This is a genomic window from Pseudacidobacterium ailaaui (assembly GCF_000688455.1).
Taxonomy (GTDB): Bacteria; Acidobacteriota; Terriglobia; order Terriglobales; family Acidobacteriaceae; genus Pseudacidobacterium; species Pseudacidobacterium ailaaui.
The window spans coordinates 1,265,272-1,286,762 of the sequence record NZ_JIAL01000001.1; the positions used below are offsets into that span (position 1 = coordinate 1,265,272).

The 21,491-nt window shown below is 58.7% G+C and carries 12 protein-coding genes; 8 read left to right on the plus strand and 4 right to left on the minus strand.

Annotated elements, in window-relative coordinates; genetic code table 11:
• The first annotated feature begins 140 nt into the window (after positions 1–140).
• Both N655_RS0105600 and N655_RS0105605 read left to right on the plus strand, forming a co-directional pair.
• Positions 141–2,258: an elongation factor G gene (locus tag N655_RS0105600; RefSeq protein ID WP_026442197.1), complete on the plus strand. Its 2,118-nt coding sequence runs from the start codon at positions 141–143 to the stop codon at positions 2,256–2,258.
• Positions 2,259–2,396: 138 nt separating this feature from the next.
• The gene (locus N655_RS0105605) at positions 2,397–3,965 is read left to right on the plus strand and encodes a GH39 family glycosyl hydrolase (RefSeq protein WP_044934047.1); all 1,569 of its coding nucleotides are present in this window, start codon (positions 2,397–2,399) and stop codon (positions 3,963–3,965) included.
• Positions 3,966–4,019: 54 nt separating this feature from the next.
• Here the strand turns inward: N655_RS0105605 and trxB are convergent, their stop codons facing one another.
• Positions 4,020–4,955 (minus strand): thioredoxin-disulfide reductase, encoded by a 936-nt coding sequence (gene trxB / locus N655_RS0105610; protein WP_026442199.1) that lies wholly within the window; start codon positions 4,953–4,955, stop codon positions 4,020–4,022.
• A 102-nt stretch (positions 4,956–5,057) separates the two neighbouring features.
• On the opposite strand from trxB, the gene N655_RS0105615 reads away from it, so the two are divergent.
• From N655_RS0105615 to N655_RS17505, 4 genes are all read left to right on the plus strand, one after another.
• The gene (locus N655_RS0105615) at positions 5,058–5,258 is read left to right on the plus strand and encodes a hypothetical protein (protein ID WP_026442200.1); all 201 of its coding nucleotides are present in this window, start codon (positions 5,058–5,060) and stop codon (positions 5,256–5,258) included.
• A 144-nt stretch (positions 5,259–5,402) separates the two neighbouring features.
• Positions 5,403–8,303, plus strand: coding sequence for an IPT/TIG domain-containing protein (locus N655_RS0105620; RefSeq protein WP_026442201.1), 2,901 nt, complete (start codon positions 5,403–5,405; stop codon positions 8,301–8,303).
• 80 nt (positions 8,304–8,383) lie between these two features.
• Positions 8,384–9,781, plus strand: a complete 1,398-nt coding sequence (locus tag N655_RS17500; RefSeq protein ID WP_049961272.1) for an NAD(P)/FAD-dependent oxidoreductase — start codon at positions 8,384–8,386, stop codon at positions 9,779–9,781.
• A gap of 157 nt (positions 9,782–9,938) precedes the next feature.
• Positions 9,939–11,381, plus strand: a complete 1,443-nt coding sequence (locus N655_RS17505) for a family 43 glycosylhydrolase (RefSeq protein ID WP_049961273.1) — start codon at positions 9,939–9,941, stop codon at positions 11,379–11,381.
• Here N655_RS17505 and N655_RS19715 read toward each other — a convergent pair.
• Genes N655_RS19715 through N655_RS0105645 form a run of 3 tightly spaced genes read right to left on the minus strand, consistent with a single transcriptional unit; the run spans position 11,378 to position 15,268 of the window.
• Positions 11,378–12,178, minus strand: coding sequence for a response regulator (locus N655_RS19715; RefSeq protein ID WP_049961274.1), 801 nt, complete (start codon positions 12,176–12,178; stop codon positions 11,378–11,380). The genes N655_RS17505 and N655_RS19715 overlap by 4 nt on opposite strands.
• Complete coding sequence (locus N655_RS19720; RefSeq protein ID WP_049961275.1) at positions 12,168–14,297, minus strand: histidine kinase; 2,130 nt, start codon at positions 14,295–14,297, stop codon at positions 12,168–12,170. Before N655_RS19720 ends, N655_RS19715 begins: the two co-directional genes overlap by 11 nt.
• The gene (locus N655_RS0105645; protein WP_026442202.1) at positions 14,294–15,268 is read right to left on the minus strand and encodes a substrate-binding domain-containing protein; all 975 of its coding nucleotides are present in this window, start codon (positions 15,266–15,268) and stop codon (positions 14,294–14,296) included. The genes N655_RS19720 and N655_RS0105645 overlap by 4 nt, the downstream gene beginning before the upstream one ends.
• A gap of 222 nt (positions 15,269–15,490) precedes the next feature.
• On the opposite strand from N655_RS0105645, the gene N655_RS0105650 reads away from it, so the two are divergent.
• Both N655_RS0105650 and N655_RS0105655 read left to right on the plus strand, forming a co-directional pair.
• Positions 15,491–19,135 (plus strand): outer membrane beta-barrel protein, encoded by a 3,645-nt coding sequence (locus tag N655_RS0105650; RefSeq protein ID WP_044934049.1) that lies wholly within the window; start codon positions 15,491–15,493, stop codon positions 19,133–19,135.
• A 163-nt stretch (positions 19,136–19,298) separates the two neighbouring features.
• The gene (locus N655_RS0105655) at positions 19,299–21,491 is read left to right on the plus strand and encodes an OPT family oligopeptide transporter (protein ID WP_026442204.1); all 2,193 of its coding nucleotides are present in this window, start codon (positions 19,299–19,301) and stop codon (positions 21,489–21,491) included.

A 21,491-nucleotide genomic window follows, 5' to 3' on the forward strand; every position in this document is an offset into this window, starting at 1 on the left:
GGCAGATACGGTCCTCTGACGCCTTTCACGACGCCAACAGCATGTCCCTGCCTCATCCACTCCCGCGCATCGCCGCGGACACATCATCATGCACTTTTCCAGTACATCGCCCTCAGCCTTTCAATACAAGGAGTCTGCTTATGAAGACCTATTCGGGAAGTGAGATCCGCAACGTAGCTGTAGTGGGGCATGCGCACAGCGGAAAGACCACGCTCGTCTCCGCTCTGCTGCATGCCGCAAATATGACGTCCTCTCCGGAACCCGTAACTGCTTATGACGAAGAAGAAGCCGCCCGTGGCACCACCATGCTGAATGCCGTGGCCTTTGCCGAGTGGAGTGGCGTGAAGATCAACTTTATAGATACTCCTGGTTTTCATATGTTTGTGCATGAAGCGCGGTGCGCCATGCTTCCTGTGGAATCAGCGCTCGTCGTGGTGAATGCGGCCAATGGTCCTGAGGCCATCACGGACCGCGTATGGAGCTATGCCGATGAATTCAATCTTCCGCGTGTGGCTGTGATCAACCAGATGGACCATCCGCGTGCCGAGTGGCAGAAGTCACTTGAAGCCATGCGCGAACGCTATGGACGACATCTTGTTCCTGTGCAACTGCCTGTTGTGGACTCTGAAGGATTTCGCGGAATTGTAGACCTGGTAACCATGGAGGCATTTCTCTATCAGCCAAACGGCGACGGACACGGCAGGATTGCCGACATTCCGCCCACCATGGCACAGCAAGCACAGAAGGCACACGAGGCCCTGGTGGAACTGGTGGCCGAGGGCAAAGATGAATTGATGGAAGAGTTCTTTGCCGAGGGCACGATTCCTGAACAGCACCTGATTACCGCACTGCACGAGGCCATTCGCGAAGACCGCATCTTCCCCGTACTCTTTGCCAGCGGAGGAACGAACGTTGCTACAGACCATCTGCTGGATTTCCTGAAGGTCTATGCGCCCGCCCCGATTGAGCGCGAGCCGGTGGCCGCGCGCGCCGTCCTGCAGGCCGTGGCTGCGCACGGGAATGGAAGCGTGAGCGAGAATAATCCGGAAATTGTGATGCGGCACATGAAGGATGATGAGCCACTGGCACTCTATATCTACAAGACCATGAGCGATCCCTTTGCAGGCCGCATTTCCTTCTTCAAGGTCTTCTCCGGACACCTCAGGAACGATGCGGTTGTCATGAACTATTCACGCAAGGGGACGGAAAAGTTTTCGCACCTTTCCATCATGCAGGGACGCACGCTTGTTCCCGTAGGGGAACTGCACGCCGGCGACCTGGGCGCCGTGGCCAAGCTGAAAGACACTTTCACCGGAGACACTCTGGGAGAAAAAGGACACGAAATTTTTCTGGATCCGGTAGGCCTGCCCGAACCAGCCATGACCTACGCCATTGAGCCGAAAACACGCGCCGATGAAGACAAACTCGCACCCGCCATGCACAAGCTGATGGAAGAGGACCTTCTGGTGCGCTTCTACCGTGATCCGCAAACGAGCGAGTTTTTGATTGCCGGGGCCGGACAACCACATATCGAAGCGCTGGTTTCCAAACTACGCAAGCGTTACCACACGGAGGTGACACTGAAGTCTCCCAAGGTGCCGTATCGAGAGACCATCCGCGGACGCGCCGAGGCACAGGGACGACACAAGAAACAAACCGGCGGCCATGGCCAGTATGGTGATTGCAAAATCCGGATGGAGCCGCTGCCCCGCGGTGCCGGATTTGAATTTGTCAATGACATCTTCGGCGGGGCCATTCCGCGTCAGTTTATCCCGGCCGTAGAAAAGGGGATCCAGGAGGCAGCTGCGCGCGGATATTTGGCAGGCTATCCCGTGGTGGACTTCAAGGTGACGCTCTGCGATGGCAGCTATCACGAAGTGGACTCCAACGAACTCTCCTTCAAGCTGGCCGGAAGACTTGCCTTCCGCAAATGCATGGAGCAGGCAAAGCCCGTGCTGCTGGAGCCGATCATGCGCGTGGAAATTGAGGCACCAGAATCCTGCGCAGGTACCCTCATGGGCGACCTGAACCAGCGGCGCGGCCGCGTGCAGGGAATGGAAGGCCGAGGCCCCACAACCGTGATCCGCGCCGAAGTGCCGATGGCAGAGATGTTGACCTACGGCCAGAGTCTGACTTCCATGACCCAGGGGCAGGGCACCTTCCATATGGAAATGGACCACTACGACATCGTGCCGCAACCGCTTGCGGACAAGATCATCGCGAATGCCAAAAGACCGCAGGAGGAGGCCGAAGAGTAAACGCGCTGTGCAGGCCCATCCTTCCTGGCCCGAAGTCAAATTGCCTGCCCAGAAGGACGGGCCGCCGTGTCCGCGCCCGCTCCGCCCCGAGCATGGATGTACTATCATCACTTCATAAATCGTTTTTCTGGAGCATGAGTGCGCAAGCTGCGTTGTGTTCTCTCCTCGATCGTTCTGGCTGGTTTTCTTCCTGGCGCCTTGGCCCAGCGCGAAATTACCGCAGATTTGTCCCATATCACGGGCCCACATACAAAAGTGCCGCTCATGGTCGTCGGCGCCGGACGCGCAAATGAAGGGCTGCGCGCAGACTGGCAGGAGCAACTGGCCGACGTGCAGCAGAACATCGGGTTTCGCTACATCCGGATGCACGGGCTGCTCTGCGATGACATGGGCGTCTATTCGGAAGACAAGGATGGCCGTCCAATGTACAACTTTCAGTACATTGACGCGCTTTACGATGCGCTGCTGCGGCTGAAGATCCGGCCCTTTGTCGAGATCGGCTTTACTCCCTCCAAGCTGGCCAGCGGCCCTGAAACCATCTTCTGGTGGAAAGGCAATACAACCCCACCCAAAGACCCGGTACGGTGGGCCGCATTGATCCGCGCCCTCGTAGCACACTGGCGTGAACGCTATGGCGAGAACGAGATCCAGACCTGGTACTACGAAATTTGGAATGAGCCCGACCTGACCGGCTTCTTCCACGGCACACTTGAACAATATCTAAGCCTCTACAAGACCACGGCTGAGGCCATCAAGGCCGAGTGTCCCAGCTGTCGCGTAGGCGGACCCGCCTCGGCCATGCCCTTCCGCTATGAGCAGGAACTGGTGAAGTATTGTGCAGCCAATCATGTCCCCATCGATTTTGTTTCTTCGCACGCCTATGGCGTAAAGCAGGGCTATCTCGATGAGAACGGGAATGCAGGCACAGTGCTCGATCCTTCGCCGGACGCAGTCAGTGGGCGCATGCAGGAATCACGTGAGCTGTTGCAACACTCCCCACTGCCGAAGCTGCAGCTGCACTTTACGGAATGGAGTTCAGCCTATACGCCCAGCGACCCGATACATGACCAGTATCATCAGGCCAGTTTTATCCTGGACAAAATCAAACGTGCCTCGCCTTACGTGGATTCCATGTCCTACTGGACCTTCACGGATATTTTTGAAGAGGCCGGGCCGCGCTTCACCCCCTTTCACGGCGGTTTCGGCCTAATCAACGATCAGGGAATCCACAAGCCGTCCTTTTATGCCTATGAATATCTGGCGCGCCTCGGCGATGAAGACGTCTCCGACACTGACCCGCAGTCCTGGGTAACCAAGTCTGGCGACAAACAAGTGCAGGCTCTCTTCTGGGACTACTCGCCCGAGGTCCCCCCACAAGGCGAGAATGATCAGACCTATTACAAAAAAGGGTTACCCGCGCGCGACAAGGGCACGGTGCATCTTGTGCTCCAGCACCTGCCGGATGGCCGCTACGCGCGCCAGATCTATCGCATCGGGTATGGCATGAACGATGCGTACAGCGATTATCTGGCGCTGGGTGCACCGTCTCAGCTGACTCCGGCGCAGGTGCGTTTCCTCAAAGAGAAGGACAGCGGCGCCCCTGTCATGGAGGACCTTATCACAGTTACTGACGGCAGCTATACCGCAGATTTTCCCATGCGCACGAACGATGTCTATCTTGTGGTACTCAGCAGAGTTTCTGAGTGATGGTCCCCCTCTGTTTCTCCTGCTTACGCTGCGGACTGGAGGGCAGGCCCGGCCTTATCTGCCGTGCTCTTCCAGATACTTTTCCACCTCTAACGCAGCCATGCAGCCGGTCCCGGCAGCGGTTATGGCCTGACGGTAGCGGCGGTCCTGGACGTCTCCGCAGGCATAGACGCCGGGGACACGGGTCAAAACGTAATTCTGTGTTTTGATGTAGCCGTCTTCATCCAGATCAAGCTGCCCGGCAAACATCTTTGCGTTTGGTTCATGTCCGATGCCGAGAAACATTCCGCTCACATGCAGAATGCTTTCCTGGCCCGTGGCCGTGTTGCGTAGGCGCAGCCCTTTCACCTCTTTTTCTTCAACGCCAAGGACCTCTTCCACCACCGTATTGGTGACGAGCTGGATCTTGGGATGCGCCATGGCACGGTCCAGCATAATGCGCGAGGCGCGGAAGTGGTCACGACGGTGAATGAGATAGACCTTGGTGGCAAAGCGCGTCAGGAAAAGCGCCTCTTCCATCGCCGAATCGCCCCCGCCGATGACAGCAATCTCTTTTCCTGAAAAAAAGAAGCCGTCACAGGTGGCGCAGGAGCTGACACCGTGCCCGATCAGGGCCTGCTCTGAAGGCAGCCCCAACCAGCGCGCCGAGGCACCGCTCGCGATGATCAGCGTACGCGTGTGCAGGGTCTCACTGCCGATGTTCAGCGCAAAGGGCCGCCTGGAAAGGTCGGCAGAAACCAGGTGTGCCATGCGGAACTCAGCGCCGAAGCGGGCCGCCTGCTGTTTCATGTTTTCAATCAGTTGCGGCCCCTGGATGCCTTCGGGGAACCCGGGGAAATTCTCCACCAGCGTGGTGATCGAGAGCTGCCCTCCAGGTTCGTGGCCCTCCAGCACGAGCGGTTTCAGGTTGGCGCGCGCCGTGTAGATGGCGGCCGTGAGTCCGGAGCAGCCGGAACCAAGAATGACGGTATCGCGAATATTGTCAGACATAGTGGCAGTCAAATTTCGATTGTACCTGCTCCATCCAGAGCGGGTAGATGGTAGATGCACCAGTGCACAGAAAGATGCCGGATGCCCGGCTAAGATAGCTGTATGGCTCATCTGACCCTTGTGTACGGCTTGCGGCTCTTGCCCGCCGACGAAATTGCGGAAGTGGGCGAGGCCCCGATCCAACTGAAAAATGGCAACACCGCGCGGGTGACCATGCACGTCCTTGAAGGCACGCGCGAGCAGATTGAGGCGCAACTGCGGCAGAGTTTGGACGCCTTCTTTGATTTCTTTCCGGAAATCTGACAAGACGACCGGTTGTCAAAGGAAAATCACGATTTTGTTTTCATTTTGGGAACAGATGAAGGCACAGTCCCAAAGTGAAAACCTAGACCACGGAGCGCGCACTTTTCTCCTCAAGTCTCTGCCTCCCTGTGGCGGAATGGAAGCATGTTCCGTCGGTCCCTGCCAAGCCTTGCCGTCTGTGCCCTGTTTCTGGCCCCACAGGCCGCCTTCTGCGGAGGCCCGCGCTGGGTCGCAGGCTCGGGCTATTTTGATCCTTCAGTCAAAGGACGGCCTGTCGTCTGGAAAAACGGGGCCGTTTCCTACTACCTTGATCGGGGAGATTTAAGCCCGTCCACAGACTCCGGGCAGGCGGCCGCCATGGTGGCCGCAGCCGCGTCTGCATGGAACCAGGTGGCCACAGCCGCGGTCAACCTTTCGCCGGGCGGACTGCTGGACGAAGACGTGAACGGCAGCAATGTTTTTCTCAATTCTGACGGCGCCCTTCAGATGCCGGCAGACATACAGTCCACCGCAACCGGCAAACCTGTAGCGATTGTCTTTGATGCGGACGGGGCCGTCATCAATACACTGCTTGGACCGGGAGCCAGCGATCCTTCTGACTGCCGCGACAATGGCGTGATCACGCTTGTAGACAATCTCGGTACAGATGCCACGATCCGGCACGCGCTGATGGTGCTCAATGGCCTCTGCGCGGGCAATCGTGGACAACTGGCCGTCATGCAATACCAAATCATGCGTGGCTTTGGTCGCATTCTCGGGCTGGACTGGTCCCAGGCCAATGAAGAAGACTTCGCCAGCCACAACATCACGTCCGACGACCTGGCCGGATGGCCCATCATGCATCCGGTTGAGTATCTCTGCCAGTTTTCCAGTGCTTTCTGCTCGCCCGACTTGAGCGCCCTGCGCTATGACGACATCGCCGCACTGAACCGGCTGTATCCGGTAACGGCGGCAAACATCAGCAGTTTCCCCGGAAAGGTCCTGACAGCACCTGCAACCATTTCCCTCCAGGGCACCATCCATTTCCGCAATGGACAAGGAATGCAGGGCGTGAATGTGGTCCTGCGTCCTGTCCTGCCAGGGACCAATCTCCCCGATGTTCGTTATACCGTCACCGCAGTCAGTGGTGCGTTCTTCCAGGGCAATGCCCCAAACCCGGTGAATGGCGCTGTGGATACGCAGGGAGATCCGGTCAATGAGTACGGCAGCGATGATGCCTCTCTGGAGGGCTGGTTTGATCTGAGCGGGGTCCCTCTGCCGGCGGGCACAAACATTGCAGATTATCAACTCAGCTTTGAAGCAATCAATCCGCTGTATGCTGCCAACAACTCTGTGGGTCCGTATCAAAAGGGCCAGGTGACTCCCTCTGGCACAATGCCGGTCATCCTGCTCCATGGCCTGACCGCGGGGACCCAAACTGTGGAAGACATTGTGATTCAGGACTCTGCCAACCAGCAGTACAGCGGAGACGACGGCACGGAGACGGCCCCGGCGCGGATACCGCCAAGTGGAGAATGGACCGGCCGCATCACTGGATATGGCCATACCGCATGGTTTGACTGGCCGGTGCGTCCCTACCGTGAGCTGACGGTGGAGGCCCAGGCGCTCGACGAAGACGGAAGGCCCACCCTGAACAAAGCGCAGGTCGTATTGGGTGCGTGGAATGGCTCGGATGCCCCGGGGTCTGCTCCCGTCAGCGGTACATCACAGGCATTCAACGGAGCACAAACCGGGCTGACGACGCTCTCGGTGGCCACCGTGGCCCCCGGTCATCTCCGTCTGGGGATAGCAGATGCACGCGGTGATGGGCGTCCGGATTATCTTTACCACGCCCGCCTGCTCTATGCAGATTCAGTCACCCCGACCCGTATCTCTTTGGCGGGCGGTCCCATTACGATTCGCGGTGTCGGCTTCCGCCCCAATGCCGTCGTCACCGTCAATGGGGTCCGCGCTGTGGTCACTGGAGTTACACCCACTGAAATCACGGCGATCGCCCCTCCCGCCAACGGGAAAACAGGTGTGGTCCTGCTCACCGTAAGCGACCCGCAGACGCTGGGTGTGACTGCGATCCAGGACGGCCTGAGCTATGACGCACTCGGCGGAGATGCCCTGGGAATTGTCACAGCACCCTACGGCCCGGTAGGCCTTGGCGTCTGGACACCGTTTACGGTAAAGGCGCTGGCGGCCGACGGCCAGACGCCCGCCGCCGGCGTTATCGTAACGTTTTCAGTGACAAACGGCGCGGCGGTGCTCGGTTGTGGTCAGCCTGTCTGTTCGGTGCTTTCAGGCGGAGATGGGCTGGCTTCCATCAACGTAGCGGCAAATACCCTCTCCTCTGCGCAGGTAACGGCCTCTCTCAGCGATGACGCAAGCGTCATGACGGAATTTACCGGCAGTGGAACGCCGGTCATCGCCGCACTTACGCCCAATCTGTACATCGCTGCCGATGCCTCTTTTCTCTGGGCCCCGCAGGCCGAGGTGCTGAACAACGGGACCCCTGTGTCCGGGCAGCAGGTAAACTGGTCGGCCAGTACCGGGGCCGTCGCAGCGATGGCCTCCAGCACCAGCAATGCAGGCGGCACAGCAACTGGACAAATCAACGTCGGCCCGCTTGCAGCCGGTACAGATGTTCCTGTCTCTGCCTGCCTCTCTCCAGGTCCACAGTGCGCTGCTTTTCATATTTACGCAGTACATTCTGGGCTTGCACAACTCACCGCAGTCAGCGGAGCAGGCCAATCACTCAGTGCCAGCCAAACGCCAGCGCCAGTGGTACTGCGTGTGACCGATGCAGCAGGGCATCCCATGGCCGCGGCGATCGTCACCTTTTACGAAACGCTGGTCCAGTGGACCCCTGACTGCCCGGCACAGGGACGCTGCCCGTCGGCCCCTACGCTTGCCACGCAGGCCGTCCAGGCCTCATCTGGAGCAGACGGATTGGTTACACTGGTACCAGTGACCGGCAATGGAGTTCCCACGCGGTTATACGTGACCGCCGCGACCGGCAATGCAACCTCACTCAGCTTCGAGATTGAACAACATCCATAACAGGCCCTGAGGGCGGCGCGCCGCAAGCAGCAATTGCCGCATCTCTTTCATAGGGACCAATTTTCTTCTGGGGAGTATTCATGGCTGCAGAACTGATTCCAGCAATTGCGGAAGGACGGCGTCCACGCGTGCTGATCCTGGGTGCCGGGTTTGCCGGACTCCACGCCGCAAAGGGCCTGGCCAGGCTTCCGGTAGACATCACCGTGGTGGACCGCCGCAATCATCACACCTTCCAGCCGCTGCTCTATCAGGTGGCTCTTGCGGTCCTGTCCCCCGCAGACATCGCCACGCCCATCCGCAGCATTCTGCGCAAGCACAAAAACATCGAAGTGCTCATGGATGAGGCCATCCGGATTGATAAGCAGCGCCGCGCAGTCCAGATGAAAAGCGGTGTGGAAATGGAATATGACTATCTGGTCGTTGCCACCGGTTCCACGCATTCCTACTTCGGGCATGATGACTGGGCGCACGTGGCCCCCGGGTTAAAGACCGTTGAAGACGCTACAGAAATCCGTCGGCGCGTGCTGCTGGCCTTTGAGCTGGCCGAGCGGCAGATGCTGGAGACAGGCTCCCATCCTCCTCTGAACTTTGTCGTCATCGGAGGCGGTCCTACCGGCGTCGAGCTGGCCGGGGCCATCTCCGACATTGCCAAACTCTATATGCGGCATGATTTCCGCCATATTGATCCAGCAAAGGCCCGGGTGCTGATTCTTGAAGGCGGCCCTCGCATTCTGGCTGCCTATCCAGAGGACCTCTCCCGCAAGGCGGTCGAGCAGTTGAATGCCCTTGGTGTTGAGGTCCACACCGGTGCGCAGGTCACTGACGTGCAGCCGGGATATGTGGTGGTTGGCGGCCAGCGGCTGGATTCTGTGGTCACACTCTGGGCCGCCGGAGTGCAGGCCTCTCCGCTGGGCAAGCTGCTGGAGGTCGAAACCGACCGCCGCGGATGCGTCCTGGTCAATGCAACCCTGAATCCTCCCGGACATCCTGAAATCTTTGTCTGCGGCGACCTTGCCCATTTTGAGCAGGACGGAAAGCAGGTCCCCGGCGTGGCCCAGCCCGCGATGCAGATGGGCGACCATGTGGCGCGTATGGTGGAACAGGATTTGAAAGGAACGGCCCGCAGCGCTTTTCACTATTTCGATAAAGGTGATATGGCGACCATCGGCCGCATGGCCGCTGTGGCCAAAATTGAATGGCCCTTCAAAGCGCACTGGAGTGGCTTCATGGCCTGGATCACCTGGCTGACCATCCACATCTTCTTCCTCATCGGATTCAGAAACCGCATCTTCGTCTTCTGGGAGTGGGCCTGGACCTACTTCACCTTCACGCATGGTGCGCGCCTGATCACAGGAAGCCAGGAATTGCCGGGATGGACCGAGCAACAGGGCGTTTCCGGGCCCGAAGCAGGCCTGCCTGTCGATCCCACTTCTCCGGAATTCCACGCGGCCCTTTCCGCTCCCCGGGGAAAGGCATAAATGCCGGGCCGCGTCCCCCGGCGGCCCGCAGCGCACTGAATAACGTTTTCCCATTCCTACATCATTTTTCTTGACCATTTTGCTTTTCACAGTTTAGATTCTCTGCTGGTTTTCACTTTTCTGTTTAGAAAACGTTATCTTTACGGAGGACTCCCCCTTGAAAACTTCTGGCCTGCTCCTGCTTCTTCTATGGGCCTTGACCACGCCCATGCGCGCCCAGCTTGCCATGAACACCAGCACATCATTTCGCATCGTCAATTCCAACAGCGGTCTTTCTTTGGCCATTGCCGGCGATGCGCAACTGGCCGGGACTACCGCGGTCCAGGATACGGACGCGGCACTTCAAAGCACCCGCTGGCAGTTTGTTCCTGAAGGAAACAACACCTATCTGATTGAAAACCTGTATACAGGTCAGGTCCTCGGAATCTCGCTCGCCTCCACCGCGCCCGGGGCCCTCGCACTGGACTGGGCCGATAATGGCACTCCCGACCATCTCTGGCAGGTTCTGGATGCGGGCAACGGCCAATACAAAATCAGAAATGTGAACAGCGGCCTGCTGCTAGGCATCTCCGGCGCCTCGACCGCCCCGGGAGCACCTGCCTTGCAATGGGTGGACAACGGTACCCCGGACCACCTCTGGACCTTGCAGCCGGCGGGCGCAGCCTATCCCGGCCCTCTACCGGCCAAGATCGAATACAGCAGCACCGACACAGCAGGCATCCATGATCCATCCATGATCCGAACTTTTTGGGGATACGCCCTTTTTTCCACCCACAGCGCAATCCATGAGCATGTATCGCTGGACCGGGTCCACTTTTTTGACGCGGGCACAGCGTTGCCTGCCGTCCCCGCCTGGACCGCGGACGAGACCCTTGGCAGCGGAGACCTGTGGGCCCCCGATGTTTCATGGAGAAATGGGAAATTCTGGCTTTACTATGCCGCTTCCAGTTTCGGCAGTGCCAACTCGGCCATAGGCCTGGCCACTAGCTGGACCGCCCTGCCGGGCCAGTGGAAGGACTCCGGCACTCCGGTCCTCACCTCCGAGCAGTGTCCCGGCGCCAACGCCATCGACCCGGCCATTGTAGTGGACGACTCCGGTGTCCCCTGGATGTCCTTTGGCTCATTTTACGGGGGCATCTATCTCATTCAGCTCGATAAGACCACCGGACAGGTGGCCGCTGGCGCAACCTGCGAACATCTGGCCAACCGGATCGGAAATGCTGACGCCATTGAAGGTTCTTATATCTACCATCACGGCGGTTATTACTATCTTTTTGTTTCCCTGGATTTCTGCTGCCAGGGAAGCAACAGCACCTATCACATTGGCGTGGGCCGATCTGTAAACGTCAATGGCCCCTATTATGACCGTGGTGGCCTGCGCATGGACCAGGGAGGTGTTACGTTGCTGCGGACCTCTCAGGGCCGCTATATCGGTCCGGGCGGGCAGACAGTCATGGAAGACATGCGCGGGCCTTTGCTTGTCTACCACTATTACGACGGAGAAAATAATGGCTTGCCTACACTGGGAATGAACGAACTAGGCTGGACCAGTGATGGATGGCCGTTCATCCGATCAAAAACAGAGGCGCAGCAGCACTAGTCCTGCTGCTGCGTGCTGCGCATCATCGCCAGGGAAGCGGCCTTGTCATTGATCTGAAAATCGTATTCCCGGACAACCTTCATTACAGCGCGCCGGGTCTCCTCTGTATGTTTCCCCTTGTTATGCAGCACCCGGGAGACGGTCGCCATGGAGACCCCCGCCTTGCGCGCAATGTCGGCAATGGTGATCTTTTCTCCCTGGGTGCGCGCTTCCTCAAGAGCATCCAGGGTCTCAATCATCGTATTCAGCCGCTCCCACACCTCAGCAAGGGCCAACCCGGTCCTTTCCGCGACCTGCGTATCGCTCATGCCTTCCGCTATCAGATCCAGAATCTCGCGCTGCTGCGGCTCCAACTGGGCACGGGGAACACGCTCGGCAAAACGGGCCGCAATGTGCGGGGGAAAATAACGCCCACCGCGGTATACGGTGTGAATGGCCAGCATCATCTCTTCTTCTGAAGAGGCCTTCAGCAGATATCCATGGGCTCCGGCGCGGATGGCCCCATAGATGTCCTCATCGCTTTCATAACTCGTCAAGACGATCACGCGCGGGGGCGCATCCATCTGCCGGAGGGCGCGCATGGTCTGCTCGCCATTGAGCGCCGGCATACGGAGGTCCAGCAGCAGAATGTCGGCAGGCTTTTCCCTGAGCAGCTCCAGCGCCTGCTGTCCGTCTGAGACGCTGCCCACCACTTCCAGGTCAGAGTACGTAGCCAACATGCTTGCCAGCCCCGCGCGCACAACCGGGTGATCATCTGCAATCAGAATGCGGACTGCGGCTTTTTCCTCACTGGACATGCTTTTCCTCATCATAAGCGAGGCGCAACAGCCTGTGCTTTTCCGGAGGGGCCGGCGCATGGGCCTCAATCCGTGTGCCTCTTCCCGGAGCGGTGTCAATAGTAAGACTTCCCCCAATGCTCTCTGCGCGCTGACGCATGGCCGTCAGGCCAAAACCGTCTGACTCATGCCGGGGGACAAAGCCGTTGCCATTATCTTCAATCACCAGAGTAATTTCCGCTGGATGATAGACGGCGCGGATGATCAACCGGCTGGGATGCCCGTGCTGGATGGCATTGGCAATGGACTCCTGCCCGATGCGAAAAAGGCAATCGAGGACGCGAAGGGGGATGGGGCGGGCCTCGCCTTCCACCGATGTTTCGATCTGCACCGCATGTCTTCCTACCATTTGCAGCGCAATCTGCTCCAGCGCCGCGATCAGGCCCCCGGCTTCCGTGGCATCCGGACGAAGCGTAGTAATGCTGCGTCTGGCTTCATCATGACTGTGCCGCACCAGCTCGGCTGCGCGGTCCAGCTCTTCGAGCAGCGCGGGTTTGTCCGGAGGGCCGCTGTTTTTCGAGATACGGTTGCGAATTGCGCGGAGCTGAAAACCGATTCCGGCAAAACTTTGCGCCAGAGTGTCGTGGATCTCATGCGCCAGCCGCTCCCGTTCATCAATGACCGCCCGTAAACGCCACTGTTCCGCGCGGCTGTAGAGAAAATGCACAAAATACCCCGCGGCAAGCATAATGAGGGCCAGAGCAATCAGATGGTCGGCGCTCCACCAGGGCGGCCCTACCAGCACCTTGACGTCTTCCGGAGAGCTGACCAGCAGCGCAAAGGGAACAGCATTCTGCGTGTGTGCCGCATCCACCAGACACACCCCCCTCAGGCGTACAAGGCTCTTCTTTTCCAGCTTTCTGAAGGCGTCAGAAACCGTAAGCGAGGCGGGCAAGGCACGAAAGACCTGTAGCCCGTCCCGCAATTCCAGCACATCCATGCCATCGGAAATTGAGGTTTTGTTCTGCAAAGTGCCTTCCACCTCCAGAAACATGGCATGGTAGGCACCGGTGGCAGCCTGGTCGGCAGTCACAGAAAGAGGCGGCCTTGGCGCCATGCCTCCCGAGGGGCGGGCGGTGGCATTGCGGATGACGGCGATCAGTCCCTCCGGGTATACATCGCCTTCCACTTCCACCTCATCGCCTACGCGCAGCAGTGTTCTGTCCCGAAGGACCACTTCGACGCCGCCGCTTGAATCCTGTACATAGAGAGGGTCAGTCAAGATCACCGTTCCCCGCACCGCGACATGCACCGGGCGCGTCACGGGAAAGAGCCGCAGCTCATGGATGGGCACAAAAGGTCCCCGCGGGGCCTCGGGAGCAGCCTGAAGATGGTTCTCAGGTACGATCATGGTTCCTTGATTGGTGGGATAGACCATCATCTGGGCCGGAGATTTTGCCGAAGTCAGAACGGCGGCTTCCGCGTTTGAAAGCCGCTCGGCGTGCACATTTCTCCAGACACCACCGGCCACCATCGACCGCAGCCCGATCTTTCCGGAATGGAAGCAATTCGGGTCGTGCGCTGTGATTGTCTGCGCATTGTTGCGACCAATTTCCTGCGCAGAAACACTGATATTGCAGCCAAATGCACCCAGCTTCAGGTGATACCAACGGCCGGGTCGGATTCCGCCTGGCATCTTTGCGGGAGGAAACTCGATCCACCCATGCTCAGCACGTCCCAGCACCAGCGACTGGTCGGCCGTGCGCAAGCCGGCATAGTAGCCGTTGTAGGAATCCACCCCGTGCTCGATGTCGCTGGCGCGAATCATGAGTCCTGCGTCTCCGCCTTCGCCCAGCAGCTCCATGTCTGCCTCCACCGAATAGTCCCGCCAGAAAGGCGATCCGGTAATCAGCTTTGCCCCCCGCTCATTGGAATCATTGCGGATTCCACCATTGGTCAGGCTCCAGTTTCCCGCATAGGGGGTCCACTCGCTGGTTTTGCCAGCGTTAAAGGAGTCCTGGTACGGCAGCCCGCGCCAGGGACTGCGCCAGTAAAGCACGGTGGCGATCACCGCCAGCACGACGACCACAGCCAAAAGCCAGGTCTGCGCGGTAAACCGATGCCTCTGCAAAGTGTTCACGGCTTGCGTCCCCAGTCCCGGTTCATCAACCTTTTCGCCAGCGGAGAATCAATGTTCTCGCGTGTCAGCAGGACCGGTTGCAGACGGAGCTCCTGCGCCGGCAAATGACCGGAACGATATTTGGCCAGCAAAACCAGAGCACGATGGCCCATCTCGTATGTATCTTCTGCGATCAAGGCGTCCATGGCCCCCGTTCGGACCTCATTGCCCAGCTCTACACTCTGCTCAAACCCGATCAGCTTTACCTTTTCCGTAAGGTCCCTGCCCTGCAGGGCGGCGATGGCGCCATTGCTGGCCATGGCGGAAAGCGAAAAGACCGCGCGAATCGCAGGATGCGTGGCCAGGACTTCATCGGCAATCTGCTGTGCTTCCGTAGCATTATGCGTGCCCGTCCGGCGGTCTGCAATCACTACCTGGGGAAAATGCTCCGCAAGCTCTGATTCAAAGGCGTGCAGAATGGCCAGGTCACTCAGAGATTCAGGATTCACTCCCAGCACAGCCACCTGGCCCTGGCCATGGAGCACCTCGCCCAGACGCCGCGCCGCCATGCGGCCCGTGGCCTCATCATCGTTCACGATGTAGGCAAGGTCCTGTTGCGCCGGGATCGACAGGGGCGAGGCAATCACAACCGTATGCACTCCGTGGGCTATGGCCCTTCGGACAGGTGCCATCAGGGCCAGCGGCTGGTCCGGGGCCAGAATCAAGCCCTGATAGTGCTCATCGACCACGCGGTCCACCAGCGCCGCCTGCTGCTGGATATCGTCTTCACTGGTGGGAGCATTCCAGTAAACCAGGATCCCAGCGGGCCGGGCGGCAAACTCGACCCCAGCATGGACGGCCTCCCAGATGGTCAGCGCCGTGGTCCGGGGAATCACGGCAACCCGATACGGTCCCCGATGGCAGCCTGCTGTCAGCAGCAGCATACACAGGGGGAAGAAGCCGGTCCGAAAGGTGTAATCAAAAAAATTCATTGACAATCGTTGTGCCATTCTTATATCAAAGTGGAGCTAATGTAATCGCTTCCACGATTTCCTGGAATCGCTGGCGAGCCGAATTCACAACATAAGCAGAACGAATTGTGACCGAGAATGGAAGCGCTTGCCTGCTAATGTAAGCGCTTCCGCATACAGAGAGTATAAGAACCAGGCCCGCAGCCCTCTCGCCCGGGCCTGGAGAAATTTTCAGGAGGACCTATGCGGCGAAAACTCTGGATGTACGTGACGCTGACCTGCTTCTGCGTCTGCATCTTTGCCGTCGGAACAGCCTTGGCGCAAACGGTGCGCGGAACGCTGTCCGGCACCATTACTGATTCTTCCGGCGCGGTGATTGCCAATGCCAGCGTGCAGGCAAAAAACGAAAAAACAGGAGACGTCTCCACGGTTGTTTCCACCTCGGCCGGCACCTATCGTTTTCCTGAGCTGCCGCTGGGCACTTATGACGTTTCCGTGTCTGCGCCAGGGTTCAAAAGCTCAGTCTCTACCGGAATTCTGGTCCAGATCCAGCAGATTACAACCCTGAACGTCACGCTTCAACCGGGAGCAGAAGCGCAGACCATCACGGTAAATGCCAATGCACCCACGCTCCAGACCGAGTCGTCTGATATTGGCGGCATTGTTGCCGCCCGCCAGATTGTGGAGCTGCCACTGGCACTGGGCGGGGTCGGGGCCTTGCGCTCCCCTGAGGCCTTTGTCTTCCTGCTGCCGGGGACCACGGGCCCGGGCACAGCCAACAGCAACAACGGCATCTTTCTTTCCAAGATTGCCGGCGGTCAGAACTACGGCAACGAGGTGCTGATTGACGGGGCCAGCCAACAGCGCAGTGAGAACGGCTCGTCCTTTGATGAAGAGGCACCGTCGGTCGAGGCACTGCAAGAGTTCAAGATCACCACGGCCATGCCGCAGGCCGAATATGGACGCACCACGGGCGGCATTGAAAACTTTGTCACCAAGAGCGGCACCAACAGCTTCCACGGCACGGCATATGAGATCTTCCGCAATGAAGATCTGGATGCAAACACCTGGTTCAACAACGGCAACCGCGCCTTCTACTGCTCCGGTTCGAACAACACGCCGGCCTGCCGCGCACAGTACGCCCGTCCCCAGGACAAAAAGAACGATTACGGCGGTACGCTGGGCGGTCCGGTCTGGATCCCGAAACTTTACAACGGCAAGGACAAGCTCTTCTTCTTCTTTAGCTGGGAGCAGCTTGGTTATAAGCTGGGCGCCACCAATATTTCCACTGTCCCCACCGTGGCCATGAGGAACGGCGACTTCTCTGGCCCACTCATTTACCGCACCGACCTGGCGCCGGTAGGCACCAACCCCTGCCAGGGCAATGCGCCCGTCTATCAGGGAGAGATCTTTGATCCTCTTACGGAGCGCACCGTCAACACACCGAACGGTCCGGTGACTTGCCGCGACCAGTTCCCGGGCAACAAGATTGACCCCAGCCGCTTCAGCGCAGTGGCAAAGAACATCCTGAATTACTATCCTCTGCCTACCAATGACCAGCAGTTCAATAACTTTGCCTTTACCAGCGCGATTCCGATCAACAACACCACTTACACGGTGCGGATTGACGCAAACCTGACAGAGAAGAGCAGAATCTGGGGATCATACAGTGCGCGTGAGAACAACCGCATCTCCGGCGGCAATCCGATCCTGCCTGACCCGGTGGACCCCAACACCTGGAAGCAGGACTTCCTCACCCACTTCGGCCGGTTCGGCTGGGACTACACCTTCACTCCAAACCTGCTGAACCACCTGAATTTCGGCAGCAACCGCAGCAACAGCATCAACTACGCCCAGGCCATCTTTGCCGGAAAGAACTGGTCCCAGGCACTGGGAATTGCAAACGCAAACTCTCTGAACTTTCCGCAGATCACCAATGGCAACGTGGACAATCTGGGTAATCCACCACAGAACGACGACAACGTTGACAATGGTCTTCGCTTGAATGAAAGCGTGGCCTGGCAGCGCGGGCGTCACAGCCTGGCCTTCGGACTGGACCTGCGCTGGCAGCAGTATTCGCCCATCAACGGCAACAGCCCGACCATCAATTTCTGCGGCAATGAAACGGCTTCTGAGCGCGGTATCGCCGATGGCTTCGGTTTTGCCAGCCAGTTGCTGGGGCTGGCCTGCGGAGGAAGCCAGAGCATTATTCCTCACCAGTCGCGCTGGACTTCCTGGTATTACGCGCTGTTCCTGCAGGACGATTTCAAGGTCACCAAAGACCTGACCCTGAACCTGGGCGTGCGCTGGGACGTGGATATGCCGCGCCACGAGGCGAAGAATTACACCTCCAACTTCAGCCCAACCGCCAACGACCCGGAATTCAACGTGCCCGGTGCTTTGGTGTTTGGCACCAATTGCCATGGCTGCAATACGGCCTGGGCAGACACCTGGTATAAGGACATTGGTCCGCGCATCGGTTTCGCTTACTCTCCATCGCAGATGGAAGGAAAGACGGTCTTCCGCGGCGGAGCGGGCATCATCTACGGACCTCTCCAGTACTCCGATTTTGGCGGCAGCATGAACACTGGCTATCGCGCCAACCCCACCTTCCCGGACAATGGCTTTGACCCGTCCTTTACCCTGGACGCGGGCTATCCGTCCTTTGCCCAGCCGCCAAACCTTGATCCTGGAATCTTCAACGGCCAGCCCGTCAGCGGTTCTTATATCGAAAAGCAGTATGGCCGGCCGGCCATGGTCAGCGAGTGGACGCTGCAGATGCAGCAGGAACTGGCCACAGACCTGATTATGACTGTGGGTTATGTCGGCAACAAGGCGCAGAACCTGCACTCCAATATTCAGAACATCAACAACATTGACCAGAAGTACTTTTCACTCGGAAACCATCTGAACGATCCGGTGATTGGAAACACAGTAGGCATCACCGAGCCTTTCCCCGGCTTCAACGCTCTTTGGAATGGCGCAACCGTGCAGCGTGCGCTCCGTCCTTTCCCGCAGTATGACTTCATTGACAGCGGATGCTGCCTGCAGAACGTGGGCATGTCCAGCTATGAAGCCATGATGGTTTCACTGGAGCGCCGCTTCCATAACGGCCTGAACCTGCAGGCTTCTTACACCTGGTCAAAGACCATTACAAACTCCGACAGCCTTCTGCCCAACAACGGCGTGGGGGTTGCGCAGGTACAGAACGTGAATGACCTGCATCAGGAGAAGGCCATCAGCGCACAGGACATCCCTCATACCGTGGTATTGAGCTGGCTCTATGACCTGCCCTTTGGCCGCGGCAAAACCTGGCTGAACCATGGCTTTGCCAGTTATGTTGCCGGAGGATGGGAAGTTGGCTCTGTCCAGCGGTATATGTCCGGACAACCCTTCTCCTTCTGCTGCGCAACGGGCATTCCTGGCTTCCAGAACCAGATCCGCTTTGACCGCGTACCTGCTTCTGACCTGAAGAGCCCGGCCTACCATCAGGGACGCATCAACCCCATTGGCGCACAGCAGGCCGACCCCAATACCAACAGCTTGTTCAATCTGGACACGATCCGCCAACCAAATGGAGGCGCGTTCTATGACCAGAATGCTGTTGCCAATCGCGGAGAGTACGGCGCCTTCACCCTCGGCAACATGCCGCGTGTCACCGGCGAAGTGCGTACACCAGCCTATTACAACGAAGACTTCAGCATCCTCAAAAACACGCCCATCCACGAAAACGTGGTATTCCAGCTGAAATTTGAGCTGCTGAACGCCTTCAACCGTCATACCTGGAGCATTCCGGATACGGGCCCGAACGATATTTTGTTCGGTGTTCCGAACGGGACCCTGAATACTCCCCGCAATGTGCAGATCACGGGAAGAATCAATTTCTAGACCAAGCTTGAACACCTCCCTGGCCCATCGGAGAACTCTTCGATGGGCTTCTTTTTTGCCCGCTGTCTCCGGGGCCAATTTCCAGCCCCGGAGACCCCGTGGTTCCGCGTTTCAAGCAAGCCTGAGTCCTGATACACTCATCAGTTTCCTGGAGGTTTTTCCATTGGCTGCTCCACAGGGTTTTCAGCCTTATGTTCCGCCGGGTGAGTCGCGGCCGGAGTTTACTCTTCGCGCGGTCTTGCTGGGATGCGTGTTTGCTCTGCTGTTTGGCGCGGTGACGGTGTATGTCGGGCTGCGTGCGGGGCTTACGGTCGCAGCTTCGATCCCGATCGCAGTGCTTTCCATCAGCGTGCTGCGGGCCTTGGGCAAAGCGTCCATTTTAGAGAACAACATCGTCCAGACAACGGGCAACGCCGGGCAGTCGATTGCTGCCGGAGTCATCTTCACACTGCCTGCGCTCATCTTTCTTGGGTTTGATCTGGAATACATCCGCATCTTCATGCTGGCGCTGCTCGGCGGCTGGCTTGGCGTGCTTTTCATGATTCCACTGCGGCGGCAGCTGATTGTGGAGGAGCACGGCAATCTTACCTATCCGGAAGGCACGGCCTGCGCCGATGTCCTGATTGCGGGCGAACGAGGCGGTTCCTTTGCCAGCCGCGTCTTTTTTGGCCTTGGGCTGGGCGCGCTGTACACGCTCTTCCAGAATGAAAACCTGCTGGGGGCGTGGCCAGGGACCCCGAACTACGAACCAAAGTGGCTGCCGGGAGCGGCCGTTCGCGCCGAGGCCACGCCCGAATACCTGGGTGTGGGTTACATTATCGGGCCGCGGATTGCAGGCACACTCTTTGCCGGAGGCATCATCAGCTGGCTGGTAATTATGCCTGCCATTCACTTCTTCGGTGCACACTCTTCACAGGCGATTTACCCGGGAACAGTACCGATTGCGCAGATGTCGCCCAGCGATCTGTGGCGGACGTACATTCGTCCCATGGGGGCCGGCGCAGTGGCTGCTTCCGGTCTGATTACGCTGCTGCGCACCATGCCGACCATTCTCGGCGCGCTGCGCGCCGGCATAACCATGATGGGCAAAAACGCCGCGGCGGACCGCTCCTCGCGTACCGAGCGCGACATCCCGATGAGCATCGTCCTGGCAGGCAGCGCGCTGCTGGTGCTGGCCATCTTTCTCTTTCTGACCTTGAAACCTGTTCCCGGAGCGTACACCGGATGGCTCGCCAACTTTGCTGCGGCGTTGTTGATTCTGGTCTTCGGATTTCTCTTCGTCACGGTGAGCAGCCGCATCGTGGGACTGATTGGCAGCTCGGCCAACCCCATCAGCGGCATGACCATTGCAACCATCATGGCGACCGCGGCGATCTTTCTGGTCAAAGGATGGACCGCTCCCGCATTTGGCGCCCTTGCCATCATGATCGGTGGAGTGGTCTGCATCGCTGCGGCCAATGCTGGAGACACTTCGCAGGACCTGAAAACGGGCTTCATTGTAGGCGCGACCCCCTGGAAGCAGCAGGTGGCGGTGATGGTGGGCGTGATTGTTTCCGTCTTTTCCATCGGCCTCACGCTGAATGCCATGAACAGAGGCCTGGAGACATTCTTGCTGCTGAAGCAGCCGGTCCCTTTCAACATCACAGAGCCGCATGATGGCGTCCAGGTGCAGCAGCAGCACTTTTCGCGCCAGCGCGTTCTGCTTACAAAGCCCGACAACTCTTCATCGTTTGTCGATGGCGGCCAGTATGTGCTGCTGAACGCTCTGGGATCAAGGACCCTGGCGGACGGCAAATACCTCTACAATCCAAAGACGGGAATGATTGAGGTGCAGTGGGTGCAGGGCATTGGCAGCGAAAAGGCCGCCGCACCTCAGGGCCGTTTGATGGCAACCGTCATCAACGGAATTCTTTCCCGCAAGCTGCCCTGGGGGCTGGTGTTTCTTGGAGTTTTCCTAGTGCTGGCTGTGGAAGTTCTGGGCATCCGCTCGTTGTCCTTCGCTGTGGGCGCGTACCTTTCCATCGGAACGACGCTGGCCATGTTCTGTGGGGGCCTGGTCCGCTGGATGGCCGACCGCGCAGTGGAGAAAGCCGGAGGCAGCGCGTCAGAGACAGAGAGCGAAGTTTCTCCCGGCTCGCTCTATGCCAGCGGACTGATTGCGGCTGGCGGTGTCATGGGGCTTCTAGGCGTGGCCCGCAAGCTGTATGAAGCAGCGACCGGCAATACGCTGCGCGTGTGGTTTGCCGAGGGCAGCTTTGTAGACCGGGTCCTCCAGCATCAGGGCGTCTCGATTGCCGCCTTTGCCATGCTGGCGTTTTCGCTGTATTACTTTGCCCGCAAGCCTCTCAAAGAGTAA